22 protein-coding genes and 2 pseudogenes are annotated in these 24,643 nt (G+C 41.6%); 9 read left to right on the forward strand and 15 right to left on the reverse strand.

Annotated features, from left to right (window positions below; genetic code table 11):
• Position 1: 1 nt before the first annotated feature.
• Positions 2-1,330 (forward strand): sensor histidine kinase, encoded by a 1,329-nt coding sequence (locus tag ACM0OY_RS08565; protein WP_414568436.1) that lies wholly within the window; start codon positions 2-4, stop codon positions 1,328-1,330.
• 193 nt (positions 1,331-1,523) lie between these two features.
• Here ACM0OY_RS08565 and ACM0OY_RS08570 read toward each other — a convergent pair whose 3' ends face one another.
• From ACM0OY_RS08570 to ACM0OY_RS08620, 11 genes and pseudogenes are all read right to left on the reverse strand, one after another.
• The gene (locus ACM0OY_RS08570; protein ID WP_414568437.1) at positions 1,524-2,279 is read right to left on the reverse strand and encodes a HEAT repeat domain-containing protein; all 756 of its coding nucleotides are present in this window, start codon (positions 2,277-2,279) and stop codon (positions 1,524-1,526) included.
• Between the two features lie 150 nt (positions 2,280-2,429).
• A complete protein-coding gene (locus ACM0OY_RS08575; RefSeq protein ID WP_414568438.1) occupies positions 2,430-3,275 on the reverse strand; it encodes a HEAT repeat domain-containing protein in 846 nt (281 codons plus the stop codon).
• A gap of 43 nt (positions 3,276-3,318) precedes the next feature.
• Positions 3,319-3,531 (reverse strand): annotated as a pseudogene (locus ACM0OY_RS08580) (phycobilisome linker polypeptide); the annotation flags it as partial.
• An 88-nt stretch (positions 3,532-3,619) separates the two neighbouring features.
• Positions 3,620-4,489 (reverse strand): phycobilisome rod-core linker polypeptide, encoded by an 870-nt coding sequence (locus ACM0OY_RS08585; protein WP_414568439.1) that lies wholly within the window; start codon positions 4,487-4,489, stop codon positions 3,620-3,622.
• A 205-nt stretch (positions 4,490-4,694) separates the two neighbouring features.
• The gene (locus ACM0OY_RS08590) at positions 4,695-5,507 is read right to left on the reverse strand and encodes a phycobilisome rod-core linker polypeptide (RefSeq protein ID WP_414568440.1); all 813 of its coding nucleotides are present in this window, start codon (positions 5,505-5,507) and stop codon (positions 4,695-4,697) included.
• Positions 5,508-5,670: 163 nt separating this feature from the next.
• The gene (gene cpcA, locus ACM0OY_RS08595; RefSeq protein WP_414568441.1) at positions 5,671-6,162 is read right to left on the reverse strand and encodes a phycocyanin subunit alpha; all 492 of its coding nucleotides are present in this window, start codon (positions 6,160-6,162) and stop codon (positions 5,671-5,673) included.
• Positions 6,163-6,250: 88 nt separating this feature from the next.
• Entirely contained in the window at positions 6,251-6,772 is a 522-nt protein-coding gene (locus tag ACM0OY_RS08600) for a phycocyanin subunit beta (RefSeq protein ID WP_414568442.1), read from the reverse strand.
• An 825-nt stretch (positions 6,773-7,597) separates the two neighbouring features.
• A complete protein-coding gene (locus tag ACM0OY_RS08605) occupies positions 7,598-8,341 on the reverse strand; it encodes a phycoerythrobilin:ferredoxin oxidoreductase (protein ID WP_414568443.1) in 744 nt (247 codons plus the stop codon).
• A gap of 103 nt (positions 8,342-8,444) precedes the next feature.
• Positions 8,445-9,173, reverse strand: coding sequence for a 15,16-dihydrobiliverdin:ferredoxin oxidoreductase (locus tag ACM0OY_RS08610; protein WP_414568444.1), 729 nt, complete (start codon positions 9,171-9,173; stop codon positions 8,445-8,447).
• Between the two features lie 190 nt (positions 9,174-9,363).
• Entirely contained in the window at positions 9,364-9,945 is a 582-nt protein-coding gene (locus tag ACM0OY_RS08615) for a phycobiliprotein lyase (RefSeq protein ID WP_414568445.1), read from the reverse strand.
• 301 nt (positions 9,946-10,246) lie between these two features.
• A pseudogene (locus tag ACM0OY_RS08620) lies at positions 10,247-10,456 on the reverse strand (ArsR/SmtB family transcription factor); the annotation flags it as partial.
• A gap of 409 nt (positions 10,457-10,865) precedes the next feature.
• On the opposite strand from ACM0OY_RS08620, the gene ACM0OY_RS08625 reads away from it, so the two are divergent.
• Positions 10,866-11,690, forward strand: a complete 825-nt coding sequence (locus ACM0OY_RS08625) for a pentapeptide repeat-containing protein (RefSeq protein ID WP_414568446.1) — start codon at positions 10,866-10,868, stop codon at positions 11,688-11,690.
• Between the two features lie 200 nt (positions 11,691-11,890).
• On the opposite strand, the gene ACM0OY_RS08630 is transcribed toward ACM0OY_RS08625, so the two are convergent.
• Positions 11,891-12,091 carry a hypothetical protein gene (locus ACM0OY_RS08630; RefSeq protein ID WP_414568447.1) on the reverse strand — a complete coding sequence of 67 codons (201 nt, stop codon included), beginning with the start codon at positions 12,089-12,091 and terminating at the stop codon, positions 11,891-11,893.
• 170 nt (positions 12,092-12,261) lie between these two features.
• Positions 12,262-12,924, reverse strand: coding sequence for a HEAT repeat domain-containing protein (locus ACM0OY_RS08635; RefSeq protein WP_414568448.1), 663 nt, complete (start codon positions 12,922-12,924; stop codon positions 12,262-12,264).
• A 259-nt stretch (positions 12,925-13,183) separates the two neighbouring features.
• Between ACM0OY_RS08635 and ACM0OY_RS08640 the strand changes: the two genes are divergently transcribed.
• Positions 13,184-13,765 (forward strand): phycobilisome protein, encoded by a 582-nt coding sequence (locus ACM0OY_RS08640; RefSeq protein ID WP_414568449.1) that lies wholly within the window; start codon positions 13,184-13,186, stop codon positions 13,763-13,765.
• 132 nt (positions 13,766-13,897) lie between these two features.
• Here ACM0OY_RS08640 and ACM0OY_RS08645 read toward each other — a convergent pair whose 3' ends face one another.
• Positions 13,898-14,080 carry a hypothetical protein gene (locus ACM0OY_RS08645; protein WP_414568450.1) on the reverse strand — a complete coding sequence of 61 codons (183 nt, stop codon included), beginning with the start codon at positions 14,078-14,080 and terminating at the stop codon, positions 13,898-13,900.
• A 300-nt stretch (positions 14,081-14,380) separates the two neighbouring features.
• On the opposite strand from ACM0OY_RS08645, the gene ACM0OY_RS08650 reads away from it, so the two are divergent.
• The 6 genes from ACM0OY_RS08650 to ACM0OY_RS08675 all read left to right on the forward strand — a co-directional run bounded on the left by ACM0OY_RS08650 (position 14,381) and on the right by ACM0OY_RS08675 (position 19,404).
• Positions 14,381-15,244, forward strand: coding sequence for a phycobilisome rod-core linker polypeptide (locus ACM0OY_RS08650; RefSeq protein ID WP_414568451.1), 864 nt, complete (start codon positions 14,381-14,383; stop codon positions 15,242-15,244).
• A 36-nt stretch (positions 15,245-15,280) separates the two neighbouring features.
• A complete protein-coding gene (locus ACM0OY_RS08655; protein WP_414568452.1) occupies positions 15,281-16,039 on the forward strand; it encodes a phycobilisome rod-core linker polypeptide in 759 nt (252 codons plus the stop codon).
• A gap of 216 nt (positions 16,040-16,255) precedes the next feature.
• Positions 16,256-16,783 carry a phycobiliprotein lyase gene (locus ACM0OY_RS08660; protein WP_414568453.1) on the forward strand — a complete coding sequence of 176 codons (528 nt, stop codon included), beginning with the start codon at positions 16,256-16,258 and terminating at the stop codon, positions 16,781-16,783.
• A 313-nt stretch (positions 16,784-17,096) separates the two neighbouring features.
• Positions 17,097-17,726 (forward strand): chromophore lyase CpcT/CpeT, encoded by a 630-nt coding sequence (locus ACM0OY_RS08665; protein WP_414568454.1) that lies wholly within the window; start codon positions 17,097-17,099, stop codon positions 17,724-17,726.
• Positions 17,720-18,058, forward strand: coding sequence for a CpeR family transcriptional regulator (locus tag ACM0OY_RS08670; protein ID WP_414568455.1), 339 nt, complete (start codon positions 17,720-17,722; stop codon positions 18,056-18,058). Before ACM0OY_RS08665 ends, ACM0OY_RS08670 begins: the two co-directional genes overlap by 7 nt.
• Positions 18,059-18,399: 341 nt before the next feature.
• A complete protein-coding gene (locus tag ACM0OY_RS08675; protein ID WP_414568456.1) occupies positions 18,400-19,404 on the forward strand; it encodes a phycobilisome rod-core linker polypeptide in 1,005 nt (334 codons plus the stop codon).
• A gap of 347 nt (positions 19,405-19,751) precedes the next feature.
• On the opposite strand, the gene ACM0OY_RS08680 is transcribed toward ACM0OY_RS08675, so the two are convergent.
• Entirely contained in the window at positions 19,752-24,473 is a 4,722-nt protein-coding gene (locus ACM0OY_RS08680) for an amino acid adenylation domain-containing protein (RefSeq protein ID WP_414568457.1), read from the reverse strand.
• Between the last annotated feature and the right edge of the window lie 170 nt (positions 24,474-24,643).

The following is a 24,643-nucleotide window of genomic DNA, read 5'->3' on the forward strand; positions in this document are numbered from 1 at the left end:
TATGAATTCCATAACAGAACAAACTCCGACGGTTCTCATTGTTGATGATAATCCTGCTAATTTAGGTGTCTTATCTGATGCCCTCGATCAGGCTGGCTTAGAAGTTTGGGTGGCAAAATCTGGCAAGGTAGCTCTCGAACGCGTCAGATATGCTCTACCAAATTTAATCTTGTTGGATGTAATGATGCCAGAGATGGATGGTTTTGAAACTTGCCGTCAATTGAAGGCGAATCCAGTAACTAAAGATATTCCAGTCATTTTTACGACCGCACTTTCTGATACTGCTAACAAAGTTGAAGGTTTTGAAGTTGGTGCTGTAGACTACATTACTAAACCTTTTCAACAAGAAGAAGTTTTATCACGGGTTCAATTGCACTTGAAGCTGCATGATTTAGCACATAAACTAGAGCAAAAAAATACTCTTTTGGAGCAGAAAGTTACAGAAGTCAGCCTTGCATATCATGACCTTCAACAAATGCAAATCAAGCTGATTCAAAGTGAAAAACTGTCTAGTTTAGGACAAATGGTGGCTGGAATTGCTCATGAAATTAATAACCCCGTAAATTTTATTTATGGCAATCTCAGTCATGCTAATGAATATACCCAACAAGTATTAAATCTACTGCAACTTTATCAGGAGGAATATCCCAATCCCACACCTCGTATTCAAACCGAACTGGAAGCGACTGATTTAAATTTTATTCAGGATGACTTATTCAAGCTGCTCAACTCAATGAATATCGGCGCAAAACGTATTCGTGAAATCGTACACTCTATGCGGATCTTCTCTCGCGTAGATGAATCCAACATTAAAGAAGTGAATATTCACGAGGGTATTGATAGCACACTGACTATTTTAAACTACCGATTAAAAGCAAGACCAGACCATCCTGGAATTGAAGTAGTAAAAAATTACGGTCAATTACCACTAGTTGAATGTTATGTCGGACAACTCAATCAAGTGTTTATGAATGTTCTTGCCAATGCCATTGATGCATTAGATGAATACAATCAACAGCGGTCATTTGAGGATATTCAAAAACAACCAAGTCGCATTGAGATTAGCACTAAGGTAATTGGCAATAATTGGGTTTCTATCCACATCGTTGATAATGGCACGGGTATTTGTGAAGATGTCAAAGCAAAGCTGTTTGACCCATTTTTTACAACCAAACCTGTCGGCAAAGGAACCGGATTAGGGTTGTCTATCAGCTACCAGATTGTTGCCCAAAAGCATGGTGGCAGTCTTTATTGTCAAGGCATACCCGGAAAGGAGACGGAATTTGTAATTCAAATTCCAATTCAACAGCGACTTGCCCAAGTTGCTTAAGGTATCATTGGTCATTGGTCATTGGTCATTGGTCATTGGTGTAGGACTTACACATTGACAATAAGCTGACTATGTGTATTTAAGCCACCTTTTGTTTTATACCAATTCTCTAAAAAAATATGGTCTCGACATCGAACAAAGTCCAGTATGTAATGCGAGAATCCCACGGCTTTAAACCGTGGGAGTATGTCAATTAACGTCTGCCACCACCACGATGAGGCACTTCAGATTCTTCTTGTTTTGTTTTAAGTGCAAATAGTTGTTGGTGCTGTGGCTGCTGAATTTTTTGGAGCGCAAATTGTGCACGGGTACGAACTCCAAGATCTGCATCTGTATCGAACATTTGCTGAAGTCGATCTCTAATCCGCGAGGCTTGATCTGGTAAAGTAATTGCGTTGTTTACCGCCGCAGGCATCGCTGTTGCTAGTGCTTCTAAACTCGTGACTACTGCATAGCGCACCACCCATTCTGGATCTTCAGAAATTAATACTAGTGCCTCTATTACCTGAGTCTGCACAGATTCAACTTTCTCAGGTGGTACTTGATGCCAGCGCAATGTGCCTAACCCCCTAGCTGCTGCCCGCCGCACACTCAAGGAAAAATCGGTTTTTGCTGCCTCTAGCAAAGTGTCCAGCGCCCGTAAATCCCCAATTCCGGCCAAGGCGCGAACTGCCCAGGCTCTAGCCCCATAGTTGTAGTCATCAATTAGTTCTAATAGCGGTACGACTGCGGGTTCTCCGATGGCAATCAATCCATCTACCGCCGCCACCGCCGCCCCCGGATTATTGTAGCCCAAAGCTGCAACCAAAGTGGGAACAGATTCTTCTATACGAGCCGCTGCTAACTCTTGAACTGCATCTAACAAGCGATCTGAAGAATCTGCTTCTTCCACAGCACGAATCAATATTTGGGCAAGTTCACTGTTATCCATAATAATTTCACGAGCCATTCTCAGTCAGCCAATTGTAGCTTAAGTTATCCGTAGTTTGCATTATATATAAACCCCCTAGCCCTAGTCTTGCAATTGGGTTGGGGGTTTATGTGTGGTAAGCATTTAATTTTTAAGTATTAATCACAACCGATTACTAAGCAATTATGACTATAACAACGAGTCCATCAGATTCATGACTTTAATAGCACCTGCTGATAAAGTGCTTGTTGTTGTGCCATTGACTTGATGTTCCAGTAATCCTTTGAGAGAGATTAGTTTGAGGCTATTTTCTGCCAGAGTCTCGGCTATGGACTCAGCTGCGGGTAGATACCCAATTGCTCCCAAGTCTGCCAAAACAGCTCGACGCAATTGCAATTTTTCACCTGCCAAAGCCTTTACTAAGCGTTCTCCATAAACTGATTGTTGGGTTAACTGATACATTGCTCGTGCGGCAGCATATTGCACCAATTCTATGGGATGCTCTAAGAATGGTTTTACTAAAGAAATCGACTCAGTAGCCCGCAAGCTTCCCAAGGCTTCTAATATGGCGTCGTAAGGTTGGGACAAATCTGGCTGCTCTGATTTTAGTTGCTCTCCATGTAAACCTGCTTTTAGTAGCTCGATCAGTGTAGGAATACAAACCCGATCGCCTAGCATATCTAGAGATTGCGCTGCTGCTTCCCGGACATAAAAATCCGAGCAGCCTAAACAAGCAATTAAGGGTTTTACTGCCTGGCGATCGCCGATTTTCCCTAATGCTCTCGCTGCGTTCCGCCGTAAAGGATATCCACCTTCTGGTGTCCTGTCGGCTTCATCTTCTAAGGCTGCAATTAGTAATGTAACCGCAGCTGGTTCGCATATCCGAAACCTACCCAACCACCAGGCAGCATAAAATCGCAAACCCAAATCTGCACTTTGGAGATTTGCGATCGCCTGTTCTACTGTTAGCTGTTCTCCTCCAGGTGAGTCACCTATCGGTGATAAATCTTCAAATTTCTGCGGATTGGAATTCATCAGAAGGAGGATTGGTCTGTTCGGTATCTGTTTTCGTCTCAGAAGTCAATGGCTGAATGCTAACTATTTTGCCACCCAAGCGAGCTATCCGCCGCATTTCTTGACTCATCCGGTTTTCAGGCACTGTGATAAATACACTGGCACTAGAACGAATCGGATAGCTGGTTTTTTGGGTTTCTTCACTTTGGCGCAAACCAACTACTTCATAGCGGAAGTAGCGACTAGTAGTTCTACCACCAATAAATTGTCCAACCATAAATCAATTTAAAATTCATTTCAAAATTTTTATTAGTCATTTGTCATTGGTTGTTTGTCTGTTGTCAAATAACCAATGACCAATGACTTTAAAGTGGCTTGACGCTAGCGATTTTACCACCTTGTTTTACCACTCTTTGGAAGTAGCTAGATAGCTCTTCATAAGGTATGACTACGGCTTGATTGACACGGCGTGTGCTTGGATATCCAGCTCCAAAAATGCCTGCTACTTCAACGCGGTAGAGTCTGCCTTCTTTGCCAAAAGTTCCTGCGCCACCGAAAGTACTGTTGGGGGTGACACCTTTGGCGGAAGCAAGGTAGGCAAAGCCTGAAGGACCGCCTGAGGGAGGAACCACAGGGGATGCAGAATTGCGACCTAATTCGCTTGCCAAACGGGAGGACTTGCCTTTGAGTTGGGATCGATCGCTACTGGCATAGCCGCGATAAAGTTGAAATATCCGGCTAAATCCCACAGTTTTCTGCCCTACTTGAGTTTCAAACCCACGATAGTAAGGCACAATATTTTCCCCAAAGTTGGTTTGATACTCTGGCGAATCAATATAAGAATCAATGTCAGCATCGTACCCTTTATTTTGGTACAAGTCTAAGTGATAAACCACGTCAGACTCATCATAAGGAGCACGACCCAACAAATGTTTGTAATTGAGTTCAATGACGCGAGTTTGGAAATTGTCGTAGAAAAATTTGGTTTTGTAGAGTTCTGATTTAGCTACTTGACGCACAAATTCTTGCACGGTGATTTTGCCATCACGCAAAATAGATTCGGCACTGATGAGGCGGTCAGTTGCCAATACGTAGTCATTGCCCAATAACTGACGATAAACGGCAGAAATTACTCTTTCTATATCTTCTTTAGTTGCATTTGGACGCAATTCTACAGGAGCGCTATCACTAAAAGGTTCTGTCCCCAGACGGGACGCTGCTGTTGTAATCGCCATCTTGAAAATTCTCCTTTCCTTTATAGGTAATTGGTATTGGTCAGGGGAGTGAATAATGCAGAGTAGCGAGTGGGTGAGACGAGGAAGCAGGAGAGAAGAGTTTTTTTACTTTCTGCACTCTTCACTCCGCCACTGGAGCCTTTTACCAACTCCCGTATAGACACTATCTCGCGTCTCTACCTATTTCCCTAACCGTATTCCTTACTTACACAGCTGTGATGCTAATCACTTTACTGCCTTTACGATTTAGCTGCTGCAATTTACTAGAAAGTTGCTCGTAGGAAACTATCAACTCCGCAGTACCCCGCCGCACTACAGCTGAATTGGGAGAAGCTGCTTGCAGGACTCTAATCCGGTATGCTTCTCCACGACTACCTGTAGAGAGACCAGTTAAGGCTCCAGAAGATACTGGGTAGATAGGTGAAGCTAGATTCTTAGCTATTTCCCAGGTTAGCTTTCCTTGTTTTTGTCCTTGGGCGCGATCACTGTTCGCATAACCCCGATACAATTGAAACAGTCGCCCATAGCCAACGTTTTTCTTCCCTACTTGGCTTTTAAAACCTCGGTAGTAGGGGACAACATTTTCGCCAAAGTTTTCTTGATATTCTGATGAGTCAATATAAGAGTTAATTTCAGCTTCGTAACCTTGTGAGTTGTATAGCTCAACGTGGTACGAAATCTCTGACTCATCTTCCGGCGCACGACCTAATAAATGCTTATAATTCAACTCGATAAATCGAGTTTGTGAGTTGGAGTAGAAAAACTTCTCACGATAGAGTTCTGATTGAGCAATGGCTGATACAAAACCCCGGACTGAAATTGTACCCTGCTGTAGCAGTGATTCAGCACTCTCCAGACGCTCACCTTCCAGTAGGTATGCATTACCCAAAATCTGACGGTAAGCTGCTCGAATCACTACTGCCACATCTGCTTCTGTTCTATCAGGACGTAGTTCTACTATTCCTGAGTTTTCAAATGGTTCAATTCCCAGTCTTGCTGCTTGTCCCAAAGCTGCCATCTTTAACCTCCTCAGTTTTAACTACAAAACTGAAAACTTTTTAGAAAGTATTTTTTCTAATCTTTTAACAGTCTTTTGAAAATAAAACTGCCCGGAGAGGTAAACAACTCATAGAACTTCCTTGTTATAAGAGCTGATTTCCTCTCCGGGCTAAAGAAACACTCTAGCTGAGAGTATTAATTACGTAGTCGATGTAAGAATTTGCTTCAACAGCTGGGTCGCCGCTCAGACCGTGGTTAGCTTTGATGTACTTGAGGGCTTCAATGTACCAGCTAGGAGACAGATCGAAAGTTTTGTTGATTTCAGCTAAGCCGGAAACCAAGAAATCATCCAACGGACCTGTGCCACCAACAACTAAAGCGTAGGTGATCATCCGTAAGTAGTAGCCTACATCACGTACACATTTAGCTTTACCGCGTTGATCGTATGCGAAGTTAGGCCCTTGTTGTTGAGTGGTGTAGGGGAACTTGTTGTAAACAGCTTGAGCTGCGCCTTCTGTTAACCGTGAAGCATTAGCAGTCAAGGATTTTGCTGCTTGCAAGCTAGCTGGCGCTTGGCGAAAACGACCAAAAGCTACTTGAATTTCGGTGCTGCTGAGGTAGCGACCTTGAGAGTCAGCTGCTGAAATTGCTTCAGTTAGAGGTGTTTTTGTCATTTTTGGTATTTCCCTTTAACAAACTTTTCGTTGAAATTTTGTTTTGTCCTGTGGACAATTATTTCACTCAATAGCAACAGTGCTTGGTTTAAGCAACAGCAGCAGCAGCGCGATCGAAGTAGCTAGCGATTTCAGCTGCTAAAGCGCTGCAATCTCCTCTGGTGATGCCATTGGGATCGTTAACAATCTTCAAGGAAGCATCTTTGAGCTTTTGAATCCCAACAGCAACGGAAGCTCCAGGAGTTCCCAATGCCAAGTAGGTTTCACGTAGACCATTGAGCGCACGGTCGTCTAGCACGCTGGAATCACCAGCAAAGATTGCATAAGTGACATAGCGAAGAATGATGTCCAAATCGCGGATGCAAGCAGCAGCACGACGGCTTCTGTAAGCATTACCACCAGGAGCAATCAATTGAGGTTGTTCTGCCCACAGATCGCGTACCGCAGCAGCAACAATCGCAGATGCGTTGCTGGTAATACGGTTAACTGCGTCTGCACGCTTGTTACCATCTTTAACTAGTTCGCTCAAAGCATCCAATTGTGCATCGGAGAGATATTCCCCACGTGTATCAGCTTGGGAAACTACTTTTGCAAATGCATCTAAAACCATTGCGTTAAATCTCCTAATTGGCTTGGTTAAGAATTATTTGAAGTCAAAACTGAATGGTTCAGCTTTCTTTTTGATGTCAGAAGTGTCTGACCATTTACGAAAGGTTCACAACGGACATCCAAGGTATAAGTCTACGACCTGTAGGGTTTCGGATTAAAACTTTTGTTACAAAACTTCATCTTAATATGAGAGACCAGAAAACCCGCTAGATTCAGCACCCCATCAACCTTGTACTGTTATTTTTCCTTTCAAATTCTTTTTATACTATGATGATGCCTTTTGTTTTATTAAAAATTATTATGTTCCCTTGTCTTTTTGTTAATTTAAATTAACAAAAACATCTATTTAAGTAAAAATACGGTTTTCAAATAAAACACCACTACCAAGATGGTTTGGTTAAGGTAAGAGATGCAATAAATCGTCGTTTTTATGGTAAAACCACTATCAATACTTGTCGGTTAAGGGGAAAAGGGGAAGGGGAAAGGGGGAAAGAAAAAACCTTTAACCTTTTCCCCAAATCCAATGCCGAGTTAAAAATGCACAAAGCGAGCAGTATTGAAACCACTATTTATTGTATTTATCGGTTATTTCCATCGTTTTTGCTAGGGAATCCTTTCACTTATAAGGTAAAACTAAGAAATAACTACTAGCATTTGTGGGGTGGGCGTCTCGCCCGCCTAATCCATAAGACGGGTGAAACGCGCACCCCACAAGAGTTAATTGGATATTTTTTATTTGAAACTGTCTAATAGTTTTTTAGAACAGAAGGATAATCTTCACCGATACACAGATTGGCCGAACTCCTTTTATTGATTGTATATTTACTTACACGACTAGCAATTTTCTCTCTAAATCAAATAAAAAGCCATGAATATACTCTTCAGTCCATTCATCACCATAGAACCGCTTGAACATACCTCGTGCAGGGTCTTTTTCAGATCGATATCGCAGGTATCGCAGTTGTGCTTGTTCAATATCTGCTAGGTTTTGGGAATCAGTTACAGGTTCTGCTTGCTCTACAAAATCGAGGTAAGCTTTGAGATAGTCTTTAAAAGCAGCAAATACTTGGGTTTCCACTACGACAGTTTCCTGAGGACGAGTCCACAGAAAAGCAGGAGAAAAGAAGGGTCGTGCTTCTTCTGGAAAATCACCTCCCCAGGTTAGGTGCTGTTGATGGGCATGGAAGATAGGCAGAATCGGCTGAGTATACTTTGCTTGATATGCTAGATCTTCTCGGAATAGGGGTTGCATATCCAAGGCGATGAGGTGTCCTCCTGGTAGTGTGACCAAATCTGCCCCAAAGAAGGGTAGGTCGTAGTTGAGGTGTGGAAAAATCACGAAATTCAGAACTTGGAGTGAATTACCACCTTGTACGTGTGCTGCTCGAATTTGGCGTAGTTTCGTGGTTTGAAAGGCATAACTAGTGGTGAGAACCTCTTGTTGGTTCTTGCCTTTACCCACGGTAGCAACCTTAGATTCAAATCCTTCAGGAATAGGATATGGTTGCAAATCTAAGCGCGATCGCATGTAGGCGATCGCATAATCGATAAATGGCTGATAGAGTGTCATTTGATGTATCAACTCTAAAATTTAACATTAACAAATATTAACTTTGGGCATTGGGCATTGAGATTGCTGTAATTATCCCCTCCACCCCTTTACCCCTCTGCACTCATCTTTTGCTGACTGCTAAAGGCACAGCATCTTCAAATAAGAATTCGTGCAGAAAGCGCTCTGCCCATTCATGACCAAAGTAACTGCTAAATAGACCAGATGCGGGATCGCGGTCTGCACTATATTGGTCATAGTCTTTTTGAGCTTTGACAATCCGCTGGATATCTTCTGGGTCTTGTAGAGGTTGGGCATTTGCTAACATTTGCCAATACAAGTTTAAGTAATCCTGAAATGCTTCAAAAACTCGCGTTGCTACTGTTTGAGCATCTGTTTTGGCAAATAATAGGTACTTAGAAAAGTACTGATTAGCATCGTAAAACTTCATTTCTAAGTCTTGCGACAAATCTGGGTATTTCTCATGCAGAGATTTCAGCGGCAGTATGTATTTTTTCTGGTAATCTTCATCTTGAAATAAAGGCTGAAAGTCAAGGACAATCAGGTTTTTAATTTTACCAAAGGATAAAAAATCAATTCCTAATAAAGGTAAATCATAGTGATGACTGGGATAGATGACGCTGTTAAAAATTTGGGCGCTCTCTCCGGCATCAATGTAGGTATAGCGAATTTTTCGCAACTCTTGACATTGGTGAGACCAACTGCGAATGGTTGCTGGGTTTCTGCCGCGATCGCTAACTTTGAATTCCAAACCAGGGGGAATGTCCCTACTTTGTAAATCAAACCGTTCAAATAGCTCTTTTTCTAAAAATTCCAGGAAAGGCTTATACATACAGCATGACTCATTAACCCTTGCATGAAAATAAAGGATGTGAATGATGCACGTCTCATTTCTTAGAAACAAAGCAACATTCCTTAATAGGGAAAGGGAAGAGGCAGAGGGGCAGGGGGAAGGGGGCAAGGGGGAGAATAAAAAATTACCTCTTTCCCGTCTGCCCCCTGCCTCGCCATCTCCCCGCTCTCTATCCCCTAGCATGATTTTGAGCGATCATTTGCTCTAGCACTTGTTGAGAAACACAACGACGCTCAGAACAATAAGTCATCAAGTTGATTCCGTTCATCATTCGCACGGTACTAACTCTGACACGAAAATCATCCGTCACAAACCAACAACGTTCTTGACCTTGGTTGTTATCATAATCAGTGTCAATCGTCAGCACTCCATCACTAGCAAATCGATATCGACTGACAACCGGAATGCTCTCTACATAACCTTGATTGCGGATTAATTTCCCAGAAAGCCTTGTTTCATCGTCGGGAATGTCAACCAAAATGGCAGCATTGTCAGTGTTCGGCGGTCTTGTGTCTAGGTTGGCCTGCCATGCAAAGCTAGCACCCGCAGTTGCTTTATCTGGCTCTATTCCCTGTGCTTTACAAACTTCTTGGACTTTGGGGTCATCTTTTTCTATGACTGTAATGATTAAATTCGACTCTCCCGACTCATCTGCGGCTGAGTCAAAGTGATGAACCGAACGTTCTGTAAACCATGTCCCTTCACTTTTACGAAAGAAGTCAATCATTGACAAGGGTGGTGTTATATGCATTTATTTTGAAACCTCGTTTTTTAAAACAATACTTCGGCAAAATCTTGTTTATCGCCAATAATCTCCCTACCCCTACAATACGAGCAAGCTAGCAACAGCGTCTCTATTGGAGCGGACGCACTGTCGGCGTTCGCCACCAACTACAAATGAATTGCACAGGCGGTGGAAAGTGCGATCGCAGTTTTATCCATCAATATCTGCATTCTTCCGCTAGGCACAAGGATACTCCTTAGTCTTGATAGTTTTTTTGGGCGAATTTTAAAGGCAATAGCTCGAATTGTAGACCTTTTTGTGACCCTCGTTAATCGTAACGTAGGCGTAGCCCGCCGCAGCCATCGCACGTGTTTACACCTAAAGCCACATCAGCCAAGATTTTATCTGCTAGGTCAAGAAGTTGAGCTATTGGGCGATCGCTAAGTTGATAGTATAGAAAACGTCCCTGCTGTTGACGGATAACTAAATCACAACAGCGCAGACATCCCAGATGATTAGAAACATTAGACTGAGTGATATCATGTCCGCATAATTAGTTATGATTCCCACAGTCATTGCACCCCAAAGAGCCAAAGCTGCGCTTTATCTCCCCTAAGAGCTTGCCTACAGTGTACACACAAGTCCCAAAGAGTAGTCTGTCAAGGAATAATTGACGAGTAGATTCTCTGTAGAGACGGCGATTTATCGCGTCTTGTGAACGTGTTGGTCTATCAGACGCGATAAATCGCGTCTCTACATGAGGGCTTTCTCGCTAATCCCAAGTGTATTAGGATAAAACTGAATCAGACTTGTGTGTATACCGTAGCCCCGCTTGCTCTTAGGGGATTAAGGGGTGGGGTTCTTTGGTAATTTTAGTTTTACGTGGGATGAATGCCCAACTTAGGTAAAGTGTAAAATGACTTCAAAAGTTTTACTTTAATCACCTAATGACAAATAGTGAAATTCACCCGATTACCAGAGAACGCCCCAGTCCGACTCCAGAAATTTTAACAGCCCTCAAAGCAGGACTTCCTTTAGAAAAAGTAGATTTGAACGAATTCAATCTGCGGGGAATTGATTTAAGACAAGCTAACTTGAGTCAAGCCAAGCTACTAGGAGCCGACCTCAGTGAGATGGTCTTGAGTGATGCAAATCTCAGTGGAGCCGATTTGCGAGGTGCTAACCTGCGGGGAGCTGATTTGAGTGGAGCAAATTTGCAGGGAGCTTATTTAAACCGTGCTGACCTCCAACAAGCAAATCTCAGTGGCACAAATTTGCAGGGAGCTAAACTTCAAGTAGCGCGTTATGATACACAGACAAAATGGCCTGAAGAATATAACTACAAAGCTTCGGGAGCAGTAGGGCCGGGTGCTAATCTGAATGCTGCTTATCTGAATACAGCTTTTTTACGCAATGCAGATTTGCAAGGGGCTAATCTCCGGGGAGCCTACCTTAGCGGCGCTGACTTGACTGGAGCTAATTTACAAGATGCCGCTTTGAGTGGCGCTGACCTCAGTAAAGCTTATTTGACAGGCGCTTGCTTACGGAATGCTCGATTAACTGGAGCCGATTTGCGGGATACAGATTTGCGAGCAGCTGACCTCAGTAACGCAGAAATGGAGTATCTTCAAAGTATTGCTGGGGCAGATTTTACTCTTGTTCAAGGAATGACACAAGCAACCAAAGCCATGCTTCACAGCCGTCCAGCATCAGAACTCGATGTTTGGAACGCCTACACCCGCAGCACAACTCGTGAAAGTTTAAGTGGGTGAGCAGGAGTTAGGAGTTAGGAGAGACGCGATTAACCCAAGTCTTTCCAAGAGTTAGGAGTTATATCAAGTTCGGAAATCACTTATTATTAAAATTTCTCCGCGTCCCCGCGTCCTCTTCCGCGTCAGTCCTAATGATAAGTCTTCACCCGAACATGATATTATTTCCCCTCCGCCCCACTCCCCACTCCCTACTCCCTAACTTATAAAGCTTGCCAGTTGTGTTTAAGAAGCGATAAAAATGTAGCGTATCCTTCGGAAAAACCGGGCGGATCGGGTAGAACATATTGTGGAAATTCTTTATACGATCGCCAAGGTTCAGAAGCATGATGCCGTAAATATAAGGCACATTCTGAGGAACCTGGTAGGCGCCAAGTCATTTGACCAGTTGGTATATCAGTCACAAATGTCTCCCGAACTCAAAGAAATTGATATTTTATTCTAGATTTTTGCAAACTACCCGGATATTTTGCTCAAATTTCAGATAAAATAAAGGATTAGCTTGAGCTAAATTGAGTTCGATCTGATCATTGACATTATTCACAACAACCCTAAATAAGATCAAATCGCTTCGCTATTGGGGCAACAACTCTTCTAAAGCAGCTCCTATAACTCGGTGATCCTTATCCTGTCTGAGTTGGTTTAAGGCTGTTTTCGCTTCCGGTTGCTCAAATCGTTTGAGGGCGTAGGCAACTCGCACGCGCATCCGCCAAGATTCAGCATTTACCAAGCTTAGTATTTGCGATAACGCTGCAACGTGTAGGGTAGAATCAGCCAGTAAGCCGAGTGCATCAACAGACGATTCTTGAACTGTAAAATCTTCGTCTTTTAAACCCTGAACGCAGATATCAAATAATTCTTCAGGACAATTCATGTCGGCGATCGCCGCTAGTATACTACGGCGGACTAACCAGTGGTCATCCTGATAAAATGTTAGAACTAGATGAGAAACTGCTACTCTACCAAATAGTGATAAAGAATTTGCTGCCTCAGCTCGCACGTTGGGGGTATCGTCGAATTTCATAATCTGAATCAAGCCAGCAAAAGATTCTGCTGATTGTTGGCTGCCCAAACCCCTTGCTACAAATGAACGCACTAAAAATTCTGAGTCATGCAGTAGACTGGTTAGCAAAGGGACTGCTACTTCTGATTCATAATCCTTGAGTGCAGCGATCGCTTTCAAACGATACTGAAAATCTGGATTCTTCAGTTCAGCTTTAATTTTATCGATTTCCATAGGTGCATTTATTGGGGTTATTCTTTACTTTATTTTACAAATGTCAAAAAATAGCGATCGCATTTGGGAAGATCATAGGGACTGGGGACTGGGGACTAGGGACTGGGGAATAGAAATTAAAGGCTAATATCCAATCCCCAATTCCCAGTAACCAATCCCCTAGACTTATGACCGAAAACGCAAAGGATACAAGCCCCTGAATTTATTTATGGGGATCATTAATTTTGAATTTTGAATTTTGAATTTGGAGCGAAGCGACGTGACTCAATTAACCGAAACTGTTAAGCAATTAATAGCCAAAGCCAGAATTGTCAGCTTTGCACAGTGGGAACAGTCCCATCCTCAAGCAGCGATCGCTATATTCCAAGCTGCGGATGATAGTCTTTGCTATCTGAGTGACGAAGATTTACTCCAGATCGAAACTTTATCACCTAATTATTCTGCCTTGATTCCTGTTGCTCAGTTATTACGCGATCATGCAGCCGAAATCGTTGATGAAGCAAGAGTTCAGGTTTTGCTGACTTATCCTGAAATTATCGAGCCTGGGGGAGGTCTTTATCCACCCGAACGCGCTCAAGCTTGCTGGCGAGATTTTTGGCATTTTCTCCGCTGCATTACCTATGGTATCGCAGGTAGCCACGCTGAATATACTAGTCCCACAGGACTGCACTATATGAATTTGCTTTATCAGGAATTACAAGTTCCTCTGGATGCAATGGTTTTCGGCTTAAAAAGTATTAAAGCTGCTAGTCTGAAACGCTGCCAAGCCAACGATCAAGAAACTCTTACTCCTTATTTTGACCATTTAATCACCCAACTAGCTACTTTCCAAATTCCGTAGTAGTAAAAAGTTATACGATTTTGGCTAACGATTCAAAATCGAGAATGCACAATTCAGAAGATTTTGATGGCAAAGCCTAATAATCAACAATATTGGGACTTAGGCAAAAATCGCCAAAAAGCTTAATTTATCCTAGACGCTTTGCGGCTTGCCGTAGGCTACTGCCAAGACGCCTTCTCTACGAGACACTTCCGCCAACGCGAAGCGTCTCGTAGAGCGTGCGTAAGTCCTAAAGATAATCAAAAACTTACAGCGCCCTTGATTGCGATCGGCATCCCATTTTCCGATGGCTACTAGGCTATGGGCTGCTTTCATCTGGGATTTTTGCATCCCTATCACATTCTGTGCGTTGATTAGCAATTAAATACTAAAAAAAGCTTAAATTTTTCTAAAGTATCATTTAACTTAACAAATTTTAATAAATATGGTTTCAGCATCGTATCAGAATGTGTAAAGGCATAACGATGCAAAAAACTTAAAAAACTTGAATTATGGATGTTAAGAGGAATTTTAAAGACTCTAGCTCTCCCTCTTGTTTAAAGTGATGTAAAGTTTTTTAACATCTGCCGAATATCCTTCTCATAAAATTTAGTTGTTAACTGGGAGATCGTTTGAATGGCTTTCGGACCAGCATCACGATTAGGGGTCGCTTTATTTGAAGATACCGATCCCATTGATCTGTGGCCAGGTCGCTCTAATGAGGAAATTGAAACCATAATTAGAGCTGTCTACAAGCAAGTTTTAGGCAATGCCTATGTGTTGGAGAGTGAGCGGCTACCCGTTCCTGAATCCCAACTCAAACGGGGTGAAATTAGCGTTCGTGAGTTCGTGCGTCAAGTCGCCAAATCGGAACTTTACCGCTCGCGCTTTTTTGATAGCGTTCCCCGCTATCGGTCGATTGAATTAAATTTCAGACATCTTCTTGGTCGTGCGCCATTGGATCTAGAAGAAACCCGTTCGCATAGCACTATTCTGGATACACAGGGCTTTGAAGCTGACATTGATTCCTATTTAGACAGCGACGAATACCAAGAGACTTTCGGTGAAAACACTGTACCCTACATTCGGGGCTACAAAACTGAAGCAATCCAGGGCTTGGTTCAGTTTAGTCACTTATTCCAGTTGGTACGTGGTTCTGCAAGCAGTAGTCTCAAAGGTGACTTAGCTGGTAAACAGCCAAAATTGAACGGCTTAGTAATTCAAAACACGCCTACCCCTGTGGTTTCACCACTCAGCAAGGGTGCAACATTCCGCAATCCAACATCTACTCCTCGCACCCGTCAAGGCGTGGGAGCAAGTGACGATGGTAAGGTCTACCGGATTGAAGTCACTGGCTACAAGGCAAATGTGGTAAATAGCATTTCCAAGTTTCGCCGCAGTAACCAGGTTTATTTCGTACCCTACAATCAACTATCACAAGAGTATCAGCGGATTCACAAACAGGGTGGTGTGATTGCCAGTATCACTCCTGTCAATTAAAGAATCTATTCACAAACTAAGCTTGGGAAAAGGTACATGGGAAGCATTGTTATAGATTCCCCGAAGGTGGAGCTGTGGCCAACTAGCTCTATCGAAGAAGTGGAAGCAGTGATTCGAGCCGTCTATAAGCAGGTTTTGGGTAACGCTCACCTGTTAGAAAGTCAACGGCTCGTGACTGGAGAATCGCAATTGCGTGATCGGAAAATCACCGTTCGTGACTTTGTGCGAATCGTCGGCAAATCCGAGATTTACCGGACTCGGTTTTTTGAAAGTGCTGCTCCTTATCGGTTCATTGAACTCAACTTTAAACATCTGCTAGGACGCGCTCCCCTAGATCAGTCAGAGATTTCTGAGCATATCCGTCGTACCATTGAAAACGGTTATGATGCTGAGATCGACTCCTACATCGATAGCCCTGAATATCAGGCTAACTTTGGCGAAAACACTGTACCCTACTATCGGGGAAACACTAGCCAAGTAGGACAGAAGCAAGTCGGCTATAACCGGATTTTTGGTCTGGTTCGTGGTGTAGCTGAAAGCTCAAGCGCCGTCAAGTCCTCTCAGTTGGTATACTCAGTAGCAACTAACAGCGCTACTAAGATTAAATTACCTTCTGTGATCGGTAGTACTGAAAAAAGATTTAAGATCCTTGTTCAAGGTGGAAGTGGAAAATTTGATAATCCCCTCCGCCGCAGTACAACTGAGTACATTGTTCCTGCTAGCAAGATGACGCCGCAAATTCAGCGGATTAATCGCACTGGCGGCAAAATTGTTAGCATCACAGAGATTGTTTAAAGAATAGAGATTGGGTATTGGGTATTGGGCATTGGGCATTGGGTATGCATGGATTACTCTCCTTGTTTGCCCAATCCCTAGTACCCAGTCCCCAGTACCCAATCCCTAATCCCAGGTTGCACAAAAAGTAAAATAAACTACCATATAGACTGAGAGAATAACTTTTAGCCAAAATATTTTTGAGATTGTAAACTGTTTTTTCAAATAGCTTTTGTAATGAAAATTACCGAATTCTTTGAACTCTCAATTGGACGATGGCGATCGCAACGTAGCGGTCATCATTTAGCATTCGCCCATTTTGAAGAAGTCTTGTCTACGATTGACATTGAGTCTCTATCTAACAACGATCCAGCGGTGCAAGAAGTATGTAAATTATATGACATTGACACTAACAGTATTACTCATCCCTTTCGCATGACTTGGGAAGGCGAATCAGACTGGGACGATAAACCAATCTCTGGTAGTACAGTGCTTGTACCAATTCCCGATATTGAAAATCCTTCTAGAGGCAAACTCCTGCGGGAAAAGGGATATGCCGAAACAATCCCAGCAGTAGGTAAATACCACCTGAGTGATGATGGTGTTTTTACTCTACTGACAGAGTATGACCTCGCTGCGGCTGAGGAGCGAATTTGGTTTGCTAACCCAAATCTGCGATTTCGCGTATCGATGATTAAAACCAGCGATGGTAAAGGTGTGACAACCGCTTCCTTCTCTTCTGAAATTCGGTCTTTATCAAGTTGAATAAGTTAGCAATATTTGGCCAAGAGATAACATCAATAAGCAGCGTTGACTGATGAGTGTTAACCGTCCACCGTCAACAGTTAACAGCCATAAAGAGTGTTTATCCTTTTTGAGCGCACACCAAATTATCTAATACCAATTTGAAAAAAGAATGCGACAGATACATACTCCCAAACCTTTGTTCTGTTTGGCTTTCTTAATTTTGAATTTTGCGGAAAGTCTGAGCGGAGGTTTCCGATCATCAGAACTTTCCAAGAGAAAATTTTGAATTTTGAATTAGTATAATTTTGTCTTGTCACTCCTGAGGTTGAATATGACAATAGCCGCCAGTGACTCCAACACTAAGTCTAGCGATTTGCTCACCTTAGCTTGTTGGATGGCAGGAGATTTTAGCAACCAAAAGCAATCTTTTGCAAATCCTCAACTTTTCGCGCACATTCACATTTTCTTTCGTCCATTACCATTTGAGTTTTTTTCTGGCGTCGGTTTTTATTCTGAACAAGCATATGACCACGATTTATGGACACCCTATCGCCAGGGAGTACATAGATTAGTAGATTTAGGCGATCGCATTTATATCGAAAATTACAGCTTGAAAGACCCTATACTTTATGCAGGTGCTGGTCGGGAATTAGATATCCTCAAAACCATCACTCCACAGAGCATTGAACGGCGCTATAACTGTTCAATGGTTTTTATCCGAGAAAGTGAAATGTTTCGCGGTAGTGTGGAGCCAGGAAATCAATGTTTAATTCCTCGCAATGGCCGCCAGACATATCTTGTTAGCGAAGTAGAAATAACTGAGCATACTTGGATAAGTCTAGATAAAGGTATGGATATTGAAACCCATGAACAAATATGGGGTTCAACTGCTGGACCTTTGCAGTTTGAAAAACGAGAAAGTTTTGCTGATGAATTAAATGCGGTGACCGCATTATGTTAATTCAGCTGGAATCTGTTAAACCTAAAATGTTACCTCCACTAGCTGAAAAAAAAATGCGCTGCTGGATTCGCAGTCGTCACTTGATTTGTTCGGGTAACTTTTTTATCTTCGAGACCTTAGAATATACGACGATTGAAAGGTTTTCTGAATGTGTTGCTTCTTTAGGAGGAACAGTAATATCTGTTGACCCTGTTAATAAAATTTGGATGGGCGATCATCGCCAAGTTATTCTCTATCAGGCAAAAGCAAGTTTACATACACCTCATCACACCTTGAAACAATACTGGATAAAATACGGTGGTTTCTACACTAGATTTGATATCCGTGCTTGAGATATGTTGCTGCTAGCTTGCTGCGAGTTAGAAGTATGCTCTAATTGAAGAAGAATAGACAATTGTGAATTCTTCTTTTTAATTCCTCCCCCAGAGGGTTGACGGTTAACTGTTAATGTCTAACTGAATAATTTTTGATAATGATTAGTTGTTAGTTATTAACTGTTAGCCGTCTGATTTTGTTAGAAAATGTAACTAAAAAACCTCCCAAAACTTGATAAGTTATATCGTATTGTGAAGGGAATTAGTAAATTTTAGTGATTTGTACCAAGTAATCACTAGCAAATACTGACCTCCCATTACTTTTAAAAATATTGTTTTTTCAAAGGTTGTTGAAAACTATGCCAATCCTTTCAGATGATGAAATTAGACAGCGCCAATATCAAGCATTTTCCCAAACAGAAATTATTGAAATGTGGCCTGGTGCTTCAGTTGATGATACCGAAATTCTGATTCGTGCAGTTTATCGGCAAGTTTTGGGCAATGCTTACGTGATGGAAAGCGAACGCCTCATTGCTCCAGAATCACAACTCAAGCAAGGCATAATTAATGTTCGTGAGTTTGTGCGTCAAGTTGCTAAATCAGAGTTGTATCGTTCCAGATTTGTTGATAATGTTTACCGCTACCGTGCTATTGAATTGAACTTCAAGCATCTTTTAGGTCGCGCTCCTGATGACTACTCCGAGATGATATATCACAGCAACATTTTAGATGAGCAGGGTTTTGAAGGTGATATTGATTCTTATCTCGATAGTGAAGAGTATTTGAATGCCTTTGGCGACAATATAGTACCGTATTATCGGGGCTACAAAACTCAAACTGGCAAAAAAATATTGGAATTTACCAATATGCTGCAACTAGTACGGGGTAACTCTAGCAGCGATAAGAACTTAGCATCAAATAATAAACCTCAGTTGGTGCGATCGCTAATTACTAACACTCCTTACGGTAAGCTTAAACCCACGGATGTTGGTGCATTGTTAGCTGAACTTTTCAAACCCAAGTCAGAATCTGCTACTGGAGTTAATACATTTGTTACAGCTAGTAAAACAGCCGAACAAAGCTTGCAACAAAAAATTCAAGAGCAAGAAAGTCAGATTACAGCTTTACAAAAACAATTAGCAGATTTACGGCCCTTTGCCACCATCGGTACAACACAATTTACCAATAGTTCGCAGCTTTCTAGTTTTGAGAGTGCAGATGAATATGCATCTTTACAACAGCAAGCCGACGCCCAAACAAAACAGATTAGCGCATTGCAAGAGCAAATTGCTGATGCTCGACGCTTAGCCGCAGTTGGGGAAGCCCGTTTAAATAAGTGGCGCAGCCGCGTTTTTAATGGCTAAAGTCGCCAGACAATAGTCGAGTAAATCGTTTGTAGTTAGGACTTTAGTCTAGAAATATTTCAGCATTAAAGTCCTGACTACAAACTTATACCAATTCAAAATTCAAAATGACGCTCGCGGACACGGCTTAGCTGCGCTAACAAAATTCAAAATTAAGAAACCCAGATAGAACAAGGGTCTACTGACATTTCTACAGCAGATATGGAAGACGTTCCAGGTAGAGTGGAATTTGATGGAACAGCTTATAGGCAGGACTGTGGTCGCAGCGATTGCCTGTTTTTCTTCCTCCCTTGTTCACACATCCCTCATTTCACCAAATCCATCCTCGATTACGCGAACGGTGAGTATTAACGCTCCTTGCTCTTTTCATTTAAGGAAGATAACTTAATCCGCCGACTTTCACGTGAGAGTGGTACTAAAAATGGGGCTTGACTTTGAGGATTGCTTTGTTTAAAGCTTTCCACTATCTTAGAGATTTGTGCAATTGTCGGTGCTTCAAATACGCTACGCAAAGGCAACTCCAGATGCAAGGTATCACGTACTCTAGAGACAAGCTGAGTTGCCAGTAATGAATGACCGCCTAGTTCAAAGAAATTGTCATAAATTCCCACCTGCTTAAGTCCCAAAACCTCAGCAAAAATTTTTACCAACACTTGTTCAACAGGAGTGCGAGGTGCGATGTAATTTTCAGGAAATTGGGGCTTAGTTGCATCATAGAATGCTCTTAAGGCGCGGCGATTGACTTTACCATTAGCTGTTAAAGGTAAAGATTCCAATACTACAAAAGCTGATGGCATCATGTACTCAGGCAGTTTTTGTGCTACGAAAGCTTGCAACTGCGGGACTAATTTACGCGCACCCTTGGCTTGTAAGGGATTATTAGCGTAAGATTGCCAGGGACGAGAGTAAGTCGTGCTGTGTGGAAAAATAGTTCTCTTACCTATTTCATCTTGCCGTACAAAAAGCACATCATACTGTCCCTGAATATTTGAATGTGACCAGGTAATCTCAACTCCGTAAGGTACATTCAATGTATATAAATCTTCTGGCTCTACTCCTAAATTTTCGAGTTCTTGCAAAGCCTTACGCATTTGACCTACAGTTTTAAAACCTTCTACATTTGATAGCCATTCTGCTGTTTTAACTGCTGCCATCACCCGCGCATTAGGTACATTTTTAATACATAAAATTTCTGGTTTATTCTTAATTAATAACTCAGACACTGCTGAGACGGTTAAATTATCTTCAGACCAGTTCAATACTGAAGTAAATTGAGTATTATTAATAATTTCATCACCGATCTGAAGAATCACATTGTACCGAAATTGAGTTAACTCATTGCGTTCGCGTCCCCGCAGCAGTTGAATTTGTACATGGCTAATCTGGGGAAAGTATTGCTTTATTGCACTAAAAAAAGCTGGGTCAATCACCAACTCTGCTTCTTGGAAAATTTGCATTTGAACCCGTTGCTGTAACTCAGAGCGGGTAAGGGAAGGTTCAGCTTGCTCCAGTTGCACTGATGCATGGAAAGCTTGTAATAGTGCCAGATTACGCACATCTCCTATGAAAATAAAGCCACCTGGAGCAGTTGCCCTCACAGCACCTTCCAATACATTAATCAGATAATCAATCGTAGGAAAGTATTGTACAACTGAGTTGAGAATTACTATATCAAAAGCTGCTGTTTCTACTTTATCAAAGTTACTAGCCATTTGCTGATACAGCGTTACCTGCGGTATTTCTTGCTTTTCTAACTGCTGCTGAATGTAGTTGAGTGAAACTAGGGAAAAGTCTGTTGCACAATATTTAGTGCAGTGAGGTGCAATCTTGAATAGAATTAAACCTGTTCCACAACCAATTTCTAACACTCGCTTAGGTTGCAAAGCCAAAATTTGCGCTACTTGATTATTCACCCACTCACGCATCTGCTCTGCCGGAATAGGCTGATTTGTGTAACTACTGTTCCAGCCGATAAAATTGGATGTTGGATCGGAATCAGCAGCAGGTTGATTATAAGTTTCGTTATAGAGCATCTGCCATTGCAAAACCTGCTCATTCTGCAATTGCATTAATTGTATATTCTCCTGCTCACTCTTATATTCAGCTTTCGCTACTACATAAGCTACTAGCTGCTTTTCCTCTTCTTTATCGTCACGACTTATTACTACAGTTTGCTGTACTGCTGGATGCTGACCCAGTACTGCTTCAATTTCGCCCAACTCAATGCGATAGCCACGGATTTTTACCTGCTCATCGAGGCGGCCTAAAAATTCAATGTTGCCATCTACTCGATAGCGAACTAAATCACTTGTTTTATAAAGTCGTGCTTTTAACTTATTAGTAAAAGAATGAGAAATGAAGCCTTGAGCAGTTAAATCATGACGATTTAAATAACCTCGTGCCAATCCATCACCACTTATATATAAATCTCCTAAAACGCCAATGGGTACAGGTTGTAAATGTTTATCTAGTATGTAAACTTGGGTATTAGCAACGGGACGACCAATGGTAGGTGCTACATTATCGTTATTCTGAAGATAAATATGACCAGAAGTTGTCACAACTGTATTTTCAGTTGGGCCATAATTATTAATCACCTGGAAAAAATGGTCATTTAAAGGATATTGATTTAGTTTATCTCCACCTATAAGTAATATGCGTAAAGCTGCATCTTGAGCAAAATCTAATAATAGAAACTTCTCTGCTATAGGTGTTGGTAAAAAAGAAATTGTTATTTTTTTTGAAATTAGCCAATCTCGTAGATATTCAGGCGATCGCCTGATTTCATCATTTACAATATAGATACTGGCTCCAACACTCAGGTAAGGCCAAATTTCCCAACTGCAAGCATCAAATGCAATCCCAGCTATCTGCGTTACTCGGTCAAGAGGTGAAACTGTAAATGCTTTGTGATGCCAAAAAACTAGATTTAGCAATCCTCTATGTTCAATTTGTACGCCTTTTGGCTTTCCTGTTGAGCCAGAAGTATAAATGACATAAGCAAGGTTGCCTGCTGTAACTTGGCTACAAAGATTATCTTTTATTTCTTGAGCAATAATTTTACAATCTTTATCTAAACAGATTATTTTTGAATTATTGTTTTCTAAACGTTCAAGCCATTGCTCGTGAGTTAATAAAACGGAGACTTGAGCATCTTCTAGCATAAAGTTTAAACGTTCAGACGGATAGCTTGGATCTAAAGGTAAATAAGCTCCGCCAGCTTTCAATATACCTAGCATCCCAATTACCATATCAAAAGAGCGTTCTACACAAAGCCCTACTAAAACTTCGGTTTTAACTCCTAATTTTTTGAGATAATGTGCAAGTTGGTTGCTCTGTATATTTAACTCTTTGTAGGTGAGTTGTTCATCGCCAAATACTAAGGCTACGGCATTAGGATTCTGTTGGGCAACCCTTTCAAATAATTGATGGATACACTTATCTTGAGGATAATCAGCCTGGGTTTTGTTCCATTGAAATAATAATTGATCTAGCTCAACTTCATTTAAAAGTGGTAACTGTGCAATTCGTTGTTCTGGATTTGCAACTATTCCTTTTAGTAATGTTTGGAAGTGTCCGAACATTCTAGTAATAGTAGCGTCATCAAATAAATCAGTGCTGTAAATTACAAAACCGCTAATTCCTTCTGAACTATCTAGCCATAAACCATTTTGAGTATTTGGCTCCCACAAGTGTAACTCTAAATCAAAGCGTGTTGTTTCCGTTTCAAATGGTAGTGGACTTAAAGTTAAACTAGGTAACTCTAACGCTGTCATAGGTGCATTTTGTAGGGCAAAAACTACTTGAAATAGCGGATTTTGATTCAAATTACGCTCTGGATGTAGTTCTTCTACGAGTTTTTCAAAAGGTAAATCTTGATGGCTGTATGCTCCTAAAGCTACCTCTTTAACTCGACTCAATAATTGTCGAAAAGTTGGGTTTCCTGATAGGTCGGTACGCAGTACTAAGCTGTTGACAAAAAAACCAATTAATCCTTCTATTTCGCTGCGGTTGCGATTAGCAATAGGCGAACCAATAGTAATATCTTCTTGTTGTGTGTAGCGGTAAAGTAAAACTTGAAATGCTGCTAGTAGGGTTATAAACAAAGTTACCCCTTCTTGCTGTCCGAGAGCTAAAAGTGCTTCGCTCAAAGTTTTTGATAATTGCAGATCTTGCCTTGCACCTTGGTAAGTTTGAGCAGCTAGTCTTGGTCTGTCAGTCGGCAGATTTAGCATAGAAATGCCATCTAATTGTTTCTGCCAATAACTCAGTTGCTTTTGTAATACTTCCTCTTGCAACCATTGGCGTTGCCAGTATGCAAAGTCTGCATATTGGATTGTAAGTTTCGCTAGAGGAGAAGGCTGATTACTGTCAAAGGCTGTGTAAAGTGCTGCTATCTCTTGAATCAGCACCCCAATAGACCAACCATCAGAAACAATGTGGTGCATAGTCAGCAGTAGGATGTATTGTGTTTCATCTAACCGCAGCAGTTTAATTCGTAGCAGCGAATCAGTTAATAAATTGAAAGGACATTGAGCTTGTTGGGTAGTGAGTCGTCGCGCTTGTATTTCTTGTTCGGCTGGTGGCAGTTGCCGTAAATCTATTACTGGTAAGGGTATTTTGAGTGTAGGATTAATTACCTGAACTGGTTGCCCTGACTGGATGACAAAAGTGGTGCGTAAAGCTTCATGTCGGCGCACAATTTCGTTAAAAGTTTGCTCTAGCGCGGCTTGATTGAGCGAACCTGTTAAATGTAGTGCTAATGGAATGTTATAGAAAGGATTATTAGGGATTAATTGGTCAAGAAACCACAGCCGTTGTTGAGCAAAGGAGAGGGGAAGATTTTGCGATCGCGAAATAGGTACAAGAGGTCTAAAGCTGTGGTTATTAGTACGATTAGATACTTCTAAAAATTCAATAATTTCTGCTTTGCGCTTTTGAATTTCTGCACGCAGTTCTGCTGTAATAATTCCTTCAGGGGCGGTACAGCGAAACTTTTCACCATCAATAAAAACTTGAATATCTAAGCTGCGAAGATAAGATAAAAACTCAACTGTATTCAAAATCATACCCCTTCGGAATAGTTATTAATTAATAGAAAGCAGTAGGCATAAGGAATATTATTTGTTAATAATTATTTTTGCAACTCTACACTATTTATCGACTAATCCAGCATTTTTATCACACTTACAACACTGTATAAATCATTCTTGGGAGTGAAAGTAGCATGATTCTAACT

The sequence above is a fragment of the Nostoc sp. CCY 9925 genome (assembly GCF_963920935.1).
Lineage (GTDB): Bacteria > Cyanobacteriota > Cyanobacteriia > Cyanobacteriales > Nostocaceae > Nostoc.